The sequence below is a fragment of the Pedobacter sp. MR2016-19 genome, from assembly GCF_014947265.1.
Lineage (GTDB): Bacteria > Bacteroidota > Bacteroidia > Sphingobacteriales > Sphingobacteriaceae > Pedobacter.
The window spans coordinates 243,807-251,138 of the sequence record NZ_JADCNK010000006.1; the positions used below are offsets into that span (position 1 = coordinate 243,807).

Annotated in this window: 8 protein-coding genes and 1 pseudogene; 2 read left to right on the forward strand and 7 right to left on the reverse strand. The window is 38.3% G+C overall.

The genetic code is table 11. The features are described from left to right. Positions 1 to 74: 74 nt before the first annotated feature. On the reverse strand, positions 75 to 1,049 hold the full coding sequence (locus tag IM793_RS11310) for an App1 family protein (RefSeq protein ID WP_193421351.1): 975 nt from the start codon (positions 1,047 to 1,049) through the stop codon (positions 75 to 77). Positions 1,050 to 1,109: 60 nt separating this feature from the next. On the opposite strand from IM793_RS11310, the gene IM793_RS11315 reads away from it, so the two are divergent. Next, the gene (locus IM793_RS11315; protein WP_193421353.1) at positions 1,110 to 1,982 is read left to right on the forward strand and encodes a diacylglycerol kinase family protein; all 873 of its coding nucleotides are present in this window, start codon (positions 1,110 to 1,112) and stop codon (positions 1,980 to 1,982) included. On the opposite strand, the gene IM793_RS11320 is transcribed toward IM793_RS11315, so the two are convergent. From IM793_RS11320 to rbfA, 5 genes are all read right to left on the reverse strand, one after another. Next, positions 1,971 to 2,360, reverse strand: coding sequence for a hypothetical protein (locus IM793_RS11320; protein ID WP_132399345.1), 390 nt, complete (start codon positions 2,358 to 2,360; stop codon positions 1,971 to 1,973). The genes IM793_RS11315 and IM793_RS11320 overlap by 12 nt on opposite strands. Further along, positions 2,361 to 3,014, reverse strand: a complete 654-nt coding sequence (locus tag IM793_RS11325) for a TonB family protein (RefSeq protein ID WP_193421355.1) — start codon at positions 3,012 to 3,014, stop codon at positions 2,361 to 2,363. A gap of 416 nt (positions 3,015 to 3,430) precedes the next feature. Further along, complete coding sequence (locus tag IM793_RS11330; RefSeq protein WP_193421357.1) at positions 3,431 to 4,117, reverse strand: peptidoglycan DD-metalloendopeptidase family protein; 687 nt, start codon at positions 4,115 to 4,117, stop codon at positions 3,431 to 3,433. Positions 4,118 to 4,123: 6 nt separating this feature from the next. Continuing rightward, the gene (locus IM793_RS11335; RefSeq protein ID WP_193421359.1) at positions 4,124 to 4,753 is read right to left on the reverse strand and encodes a hemolysin III family protein; all 630 of its coding nucleotides are present in this window, start codon (positions 4,751 to 4,753) and stop codon (positions 4,124 to 4,126) included. A 6-nt stretch (positions 4,754 to 4,759) separates the two neighbouring features. Further along, positions 4,760 to 5,137 (reverse strand): 30S ribosome-binding factor RbfA, encoded by a 378-nt coding sequence (gene rbfA / locus IM793_RS11340; RefSeq protein WP_029274533.1) that lies wholly within the window; start codon positions 5,135 to 5,137, stop codon positions 4,760 to 4,762. A gap of 347 nt (positions 5,138 to 5,484) precedes the next feature. Here rbfA and IM793_RS25125 point away from each other — a divergent pair. Further along, positions 5,485 to 5,715, forward strand: a pseudogene (locus IM793_RS25125) (four helix bundle protein); the annotation flags it as partial. A 171-nt stretch (positions 5,716 to 5,886) separates the two neighbouring features. Here IM793_RS25125 and hflX read toward each other — a convergent pair. Beyond that, positions 5,887 to 7,077, reverse strand: a complete 1,191-nt coding sequence (hflX, locus tag IM793_RS11350) for a GTPase HflX (RefSeq protein WP_057931523.1) — start codon at positions 7,075 to 7,077, stop codon at positions 5,887 to 5,889. Between the last annotated feature and the right edge of the window lie 255 nt (positions 7,078 to 7,332).

Consider the following 7,332-nt stretch of genomic DNA (forward strand, 5'->3'; position numbering starts at 1 on the left):
CACGATATTTCATCGGGGCAGGAAGGAAAGCGGGACTACCGCGACCGAAGCGCACAACAATTGCGCTCCAAAAACTACTGAATAAGCCCTATGGATTTAGAATGTTCAATCGCTTCCTCACTATTATTAAATAAACACGCACTCACCCCTTTATCTTCAACTTTTTTAAGCAATTGTCTTGTTTCTAATTCTTTTTCAGGACGTATATTACGGATATAAACTGCTTCGATATTTTCAGGATATTTCTCCACTATTTTGGAATAAATTGTTGGGTCCTGCTGCGAGTTGTCTCCAAAAAACACAAACTTCTGATTAGGAAAGGCATCTAAAATCCGCATTACCCTCAACAATTTACCCTCATGCCCCGTTTTACCTGTTCTAACTAAATCTTTCCATCGTTTTAAGGTATTTAAAAGGAAAGCACCATTTGGCAGTTTATTAAACCTGAAAGTCTCAACCAGATAATCGTAGAGGTTCCATTCGCTGCTGCTTACATAAAAAAAAGGATTGGGCTGACCTGCTTCGGTATGCGACAGGGCCAATTGCTGGTAGTGGGTGGCTGCATCCGGAAAGGTTTTACGCGTATGTGGATTTTTGATAAACAATTCTCTCAACCTTCTTCCTATAGTTGCCGAATGAGAAATCATCACGGTATCATCCACATCTGAAATAAAAGCATATTGCGTAATGTGTGGCACATATACCTTGCCTTCTCCGGCACTTAAAACTGTTCCGTCTTTATCAACAGCTTCCACTTTTACAAAATGCCAGCCTGCAGGCACATCGTGCCCGGCTTTCCATTCGAACTTAAAAAAGCCATCTCCTTCGGTTTTATTGTAAACAATCTGATCAAAAAATTGCAAACGCACCTCAACAAAAGCATAAGGTTTTAGGATAAAGAGCTTTAAAAGATGTACAATATTAATAAACAAATTATTGCTATAAACCTGCTTTGTTTTCGCCTTGCGTTTAAAAACATGACCATAAACAACCAGGTTATGCGTGTGGCCATAGCCGTGATATACTTTAACACTAACAGATTTATTCATCTGTATTAAAACAGAGTTTACCAAAAGTTGTTTGTTGATGTATAAACCATTAGGTAGCACATGAAATTATTATTCATCATCAACCCAGGCTCAGGCAGTCATGACATTAACTTGAAGGAAGTAATTTCTACCCATTTCGAATCAAAAAATACAGAAATCGATCTTTTTGAACTACCAAAAGAGTGCTCTTTAGAAAAAATAAAGGAGCGGATTAAAAGTTCAAAAGCAGATCGTGTGGTAGCAGTTGGTGGCGACGGCACCTTAAAACTGGTAGCTGAATGTATGTTGCATACCGAAACTCCCATTGGTATTATCCCTGCCGGCTCTGCTAATGGAATGGCGAAAGAATTAGGCATACCAACTGATATTGAACTGGCTTTAGCCATTTTAGATGAAGGTAGTTTGCAAAAAATCCATGTGGTTAAACTTAACGATGAAATCTGCATTCATTTATCCGATTTAGGTTTTAATGCCTACCTGGTGAAGAAATTTGATACCCTGCCCCAGCGCGGTATGTGGGGTTATGCAAAAGCCACCTGGCATGCCTTATGGAACCACAGCAGAATGGAAGTGCAACTGAAACTTAAAAACGAAACCATTACCTCTAAAGCAGCCATGGTAGCCATTGCCAACGCAACTATGTATGGCTCCGGATTAAAGATAAACCCAGACGGAAAATTAGACGACGAACTTTTCGAAGTGGTTTTGGTAAAAGATTACTCCTATCTTGAAATCTTAAAAATTTGGATCACCAAATTACCTTTCAACCCTAAAAAAATAGAAGTATTTCAAACTGCTGAAGTAAAGATTTCTTCGAAACACAAAGCTCACTTCCAGGTTGATGGAGAATACATTGGCAGCGTAAATACTGTAGAAGCAAAAATTCTCCCTGCAGCCATAACGGTGGTTCTACCTAGTGTATCAGAAAGATGAGCGGTGAATTTTAATGGTAAAATACAATCTGAAGAATTCGGCAATGAAACAGATCCGAAATAAAATATCAAACCACCTTTCGCCAAGGTTTAACACTTCAGGTAAATAAGTAATAAAGCCAATAGAAAACACCCATACCACCAAACGGAATGGAAACTGAATATAATAGGTAATAAAACCGAATTTCTTAAATAAGATTAAACCTGCTGCCGATACAAAAAGCGAGACAAACAAAGGCAACAGTAAAATAACTTTGGCCTGCGAAAGGATCTGATCGGGGATTTCGTTAAGGTGTGTTAAAATCTGCCAAAACTGTTTAGCAAGCAACAGGATACTGATCATATCCAATAAGGCAAAAAATCTGCTGGCGTTTTTCATTTACTTACAATACTTTGCTAAATAATCATCAGCCATTTTACTCCCCATATATTTAACAAATAAAAAATCCTCACAGGCACCTTGATTGTCGCCTTGTTTGATTTTCTTTAGCGCCATTTTTATCCGGTCGCTCAGATACTCATCATCAATGCACAGCTGGTTTTTAATGGCAATAAACTGAGCTTCCTGCCCAGGTTTTGCCTGATCGATGTTTTTATAGAAATTAATTACCGAATTCGTTAAACCTTCTTCAGCCAGATAAGTGCGGATTGCTTCCTGAATGGCTTCGCTTGATTTCCCTTCACAATTATAACCCGATAGCACAAAATTTACGGGTGCTATAATCGAAACCGTTGTATCGTAACCCACCGGAACCTGCCATTTACCGCTACTTAAACGCACTAACCGCAATGCTTCCTCATCCAGGTCAGACAGTATTCCTTTGCTCACTTTTGAGAAATAAACCTTGCCTTGTGCATTAAGCTTAAAGCTCACGTTTACCGTTCCCTGAATACAATTATCTTTAGAAAACTGAGGATAAATGGTATTCTCCCTTAAGAAGTTTGTAAAACCACTTTTACCAGATTTAAACTGAACCTGGCCAATGGCCCATGAACAGCAGAAAAGTAAACTAATGGTGAACAGGTGTTTCATTGTACTAATTTACTAAAAAAAGCTGAAAGCATTTTACCACAGAGGAACACCGAGTTTTTCACAGAGAAAATGAGAAATTAATTTAAATAGTAAAATCGTCATCCCGCGCAGTCGGAAACCTTAAAGCGCGAGCTGGTGGCTATCGTTGTAAGATAGCTACCCCAAAATCGGAACAAGCTGTCAGTTGAAAAAGCCTTCTCAGCATTGACGATCCTCGCAGCACATCATCACAAACAAATCTCTCTGTGGCCTCAGTGCCTTCCACTTTGTGTTCTTCGTGGTTAAATTTTCTAACATCATATTGCCACGGAGGCACGGAAACACAGAAAAATCATCGATAAACTTTATCACAGAGCCGTCATCTCGACTGTAGCGTAGCGGAATGGAGAGATCTATAATATATTTGTGGTTAAAAACTAATAAAAAGTATTCCTTAAAATTAAATTCGGATCAGGGCAATTGGCTAAATACTTTTCCCTTTCGCTAAACTTACAAACACCAGGATAATCTCCTTTTAGTCCTCCCATACTTTCGATCAATTGAAAATGAAGGTGTGGCGGCCAGTAGCCGTTCTCTTCTTTTGAGCCTAAGGTTGCGATTTTGGCTCCCACAGGGATGAATTTACCTTCCTTAAGGTCATTTAACGAATCCAAACTTAAATGCCCGTATAAAGCATTAAGCTTAAAACCATCTATTTCATAAGCTAAAATAATCGTTGCGCCGTAATCGCCAAAGTTGTTGTTATTTGCAAAGCTCTGAACGGTAGCATCATAAAAATTATAGATAGGTGTTCCAACCGGAGCCCAAATATCAACACCTAAATGTAACCTGCGGGGTTCTTCTTCAGTATCAAAATGTACGCTTCTCGAATAGATGGTACGGTGTTCGTTGTATCCGCCAATTCCATAAAGGGCATTGTTTTTAGCCAGCTTTTCATTTACCCAATTAGAAAACAGATCGGTATCATCTAAAATTTCGTCTGTTAATTCCGTATTGGCCGCTGTAAAATCCAAGGGCAGAAGCCGATCGTGTTTTACATCAAAATCAACAACTTTTTGGATCAATGCAGCATTTGATTGAATAACCTGAGCGAAAGTTTGCATCTGAAATTATTTAAAGATATATACGAAGTTATAAATGTAATGCGATAAAGCTCCGCCGATTACAAACAGATGCCATAATTCATGACTGTGCATCCACCTGGAAAGCTGTTTATCCTTCGCATAATAATAAGTTCCGCCAATATAAAAAATGCCTCCAAGCAATAACCAGAAAATTGCACCGATGGGCAAAGTCCCAAGCATTTTCTGTAGCAAAGGAACAATCAAACAACCCATTAAGATATAAATGGATAACGATATGGCTGTACTTTTTAACCGGTTGAAGATTTTGAGCAGACAGCCTACAATGGCAATAATCCATACAATGACGAACAAGCCCCATCGCAGCCAGCCATCAAAAACCAGTAAAGCAGTTGGCGTGTAAGAGCCTGCTATCATCAGGTAGATGCAGCAATGATCGAATTTTTGCCAAAAGCGCACACCATAATCAGTAGCAGGATAACCATGGTACATGGCACTTACACCAAAGAGGATAAAGGTGCCAATGCTATAAATCCAGGCAGCAGTATATTCAACAGGCGTATTGCATTGCCGAAGCAATATGTAGCCGGCCGGAATTGCAATTAATGCCGGGATAAAGTGTGTGAAGAAATTAACGGGTTCCCTTAGCTTCCTCACAAAAAATTATTCGCTGTCTTCGTCTTTTTGTCTGGGCTCTTTGGCAATTTTATCAAAAAGATGATCCATACGCTCAACATACTCGTTCGTGTCATCCACAAAGAAAGTAAGTTCTGGAACCACCCTTACCTGGTGACGGATTCTGCTCCCCAGTTTATATCTGATTTCGCCTGAATGTGCATTAACCGTATTAATAGAAAGCGTAGTGTTATTGGTATTAAAAAAGCTCAGGTAAACTTTGGCTACGGCCAGATCTGGCGAAACCCTTACGCGGGTAATGGTTACCAATGTATTAGGCAAAAATGCAGCACCTTCGCGCTGAAAAACCTGTGCCAACTCCTCTTGTAATACTCCTGCAAATTTCTGCTGACGTTTACTCTCCATAATGTTATAATTATCAATTACCAATAATCAATTATCAAACCATACAAGGTAGATAATATTAAATTGATAAGGTTTTAAAATTATCAATAGCCAATAATCAATTATCAGACCATCAATAGCCGATTAATATCAAATGGAAAAGATAATAAAAGTTCAAAAAAATATTAAACTGAAGTTGATCGTATTCCTTCAGCATTTTGTAAAAATACTTATATTTAATTAATGAGCAACGGAACAAACTTTAATCTCGAAGAAAGAACTTTTCTATTCGCTCAATCTGTTAGGTCATATTGCAAAAAGGTTACGCATAGTATCATTAATATTCAAGACATCAAACAGTTGTCCGATCCTCTGGCTCTGTTTCTGCAAATTACATCGAAGCCAATGAATCTTTAAGCAAAGCAGATTTTATTTATAGGATAAAAGTCTGCAGAAAAGAAGCAAAAGAAACCAAACTTTGGCTTAACCTGATCGATATTGAAGATAAAAAAGACCTGGAACCTACAAAATTACTTTTAGTGAGTGAAGCAAATCAATTGATGTTGATATTTAATGCGATCATTAAAAAATCACAATAAACAAATCACAATATTCAATTAGCAATGATCAAATCACAATTACCAAATTACAATTGAAAAGACATTTTTTTTTGGTTATTTATTTACTCATCCTTCTAAGCTCATCGCTACAGTTTGATCATTGAAAATTGGTTATTGATTATTAATCGACAAATTATTCTTTCTTTGCTATCAATACAATAAATTACTATCATACGGGTATCTGGCCACGTGCGCAGCTTTAACCTTATCGTACAATAATGTTTTAAACTCCTCCAGGTTTTCTTTTTCTGTAGCAGATATAAACAAAACCGGCACTTTATCATGGCTCATCCAGCTTTTTTTGAAGTCTTCTAAAGTAAGCTTGCCATCATCCTCTTCATCATCAACCTCTGGCGAAACATAAGCATCAATTTTATTGAAGACTAAAATCATGTCTTTATCAATTGCGCCGATATCTTTTAAGGTTTCATTAACCGTATTAATCTGATCTTCGAAGTTTGGATGCGATACATCAACCACATGAATCAGCAAATCAGCTTCACGCACTTCATCTAACGTCGATTTAAAACATTCTACCAAATGGTGAGGCAGCTTGCGGATAAACCCAACGGTATCAGAAAGTAAAAAAGGCAAATTCTCGATCACCACTTTACGAACTGTCGTATCTAAAGTGGCAAACAATTTATTTTCTGCAAATACTTCCGATTTCGACAGCATGTTCATAATGGTCGATTTACCCACGTTGGTATAACCAACCAAGGCCACCCTAATCAGCTGACCACGATTTTTGCGCTGCGTTTCATTCTGACGGTCGATATTCCTTAAACGCTCTTTTAACAAAGAGATTTTATTTAAAATAATCCGTCTATCACTTTCTATCTGGGTTTCACCCGGGCCACGCATTCCGATACCACCTTTCTGGCGTTCCAGGTGGGTCCACATACCCGTTAAACGCGGTAGAACATATTGTAATTGTGCCAGTTCTACCTGAGTTTTTGCCTGTGCAGTTTGGGCCCTGTTGGCAAAAATATCGAGAATTAAATTACTTCTATCCAAAACCTTAACCCCAAGCTCACGATCGATATTACGCAATTGCGACGGCGACAATTCGTCATCAAAAACTACTACATCAATTTCTTCTGATTTTACGTAAGCTTTAATTTCTTCCAGCTTACCTGTACCCACAAATGTGGCACGCTCCGGCTTAAGCATTTTTTGCGTAAAAACCTTCTCTACCTTTCCTCCAGCTGTATCAACCAAAAAAGCCAGCTCATCTAAATATTCTTTCGTTTGGGCTTCTTTTTCGCCAGGTGTAACCACTCCAACTAAAATTGCCCGTTCCTGCACTACGGCAGTATCGTATGTTTTTTGTTTTCCCATGTAATTGTAGCAAAGATACGAAATTTGCCAATGTGTAAATCCATTAACAAACCATGTTGATGCAATAAAAGTTTTTAAAGCCCTGTAGCGAAAAGCACCGATCATTGCTATGAAAGCATAACTGATGACAATACGACCAATCACAAGACCTAAATACGCTCAGTTGACTTAGGTGGTCAAAATATTTTTTAGGAAAACAGGGATCTGTGCATTTCGGTTGCAAAAGCCTTGCTATCGCTTCAAATCCTCGCTCGT

Bases quoted from the DNA above. Each gene is read 5' to 3' on its own strand.
- hflX (WP_057931523.1), bottom strand. From the start codon at position 7,077: ATGGGAAAACAAAAAACATACGATACTGCCGTAGTGCAGGAACGGGCA.
- IM793_RS11310 (WP_193421351.1), bottom strand. From the start codon at position 1,049: ATGAATAAATCTGTTAGTGTTAAAGTATATCACGGCTATGGCCACACG.
- IM793_RS11325 (WP_193421355.1), bottom strand. From the start codon at position 3,014: ATGAAACACCTGTTCACCATTAGTTTACTTTTCTGCTGTTCATGGGCC.
- IM793_RS11315 (WP_193421353.1), top strand. From the start codon at position 1,110: ATGAAATTATTATTCATCATCAACCCAGGCTCAGGCAGTCATGACATT.
- rbfA (WP_029274533.1), bottom strand. From the start codon at position 5,137: ATGGAGAGTAAACGTCAGCAGAAATTTGCAGGAGTATTACAAGAGGAG.
- IM793_RS11330 (WP_193421357.1), bottom strand. From the start codon at position 4,117: ATGCAAACTTTCGCTCAGGTTATTCAATCAAATGCTGCATTGATCCAA.
- IM793_RS11320 (WP_132399345.1), bottom strand. From the start codon at position 2,360: ATGAAAAACGCCAGCAGATTTTTTGCCTTATTGGATATGATCAGTATC.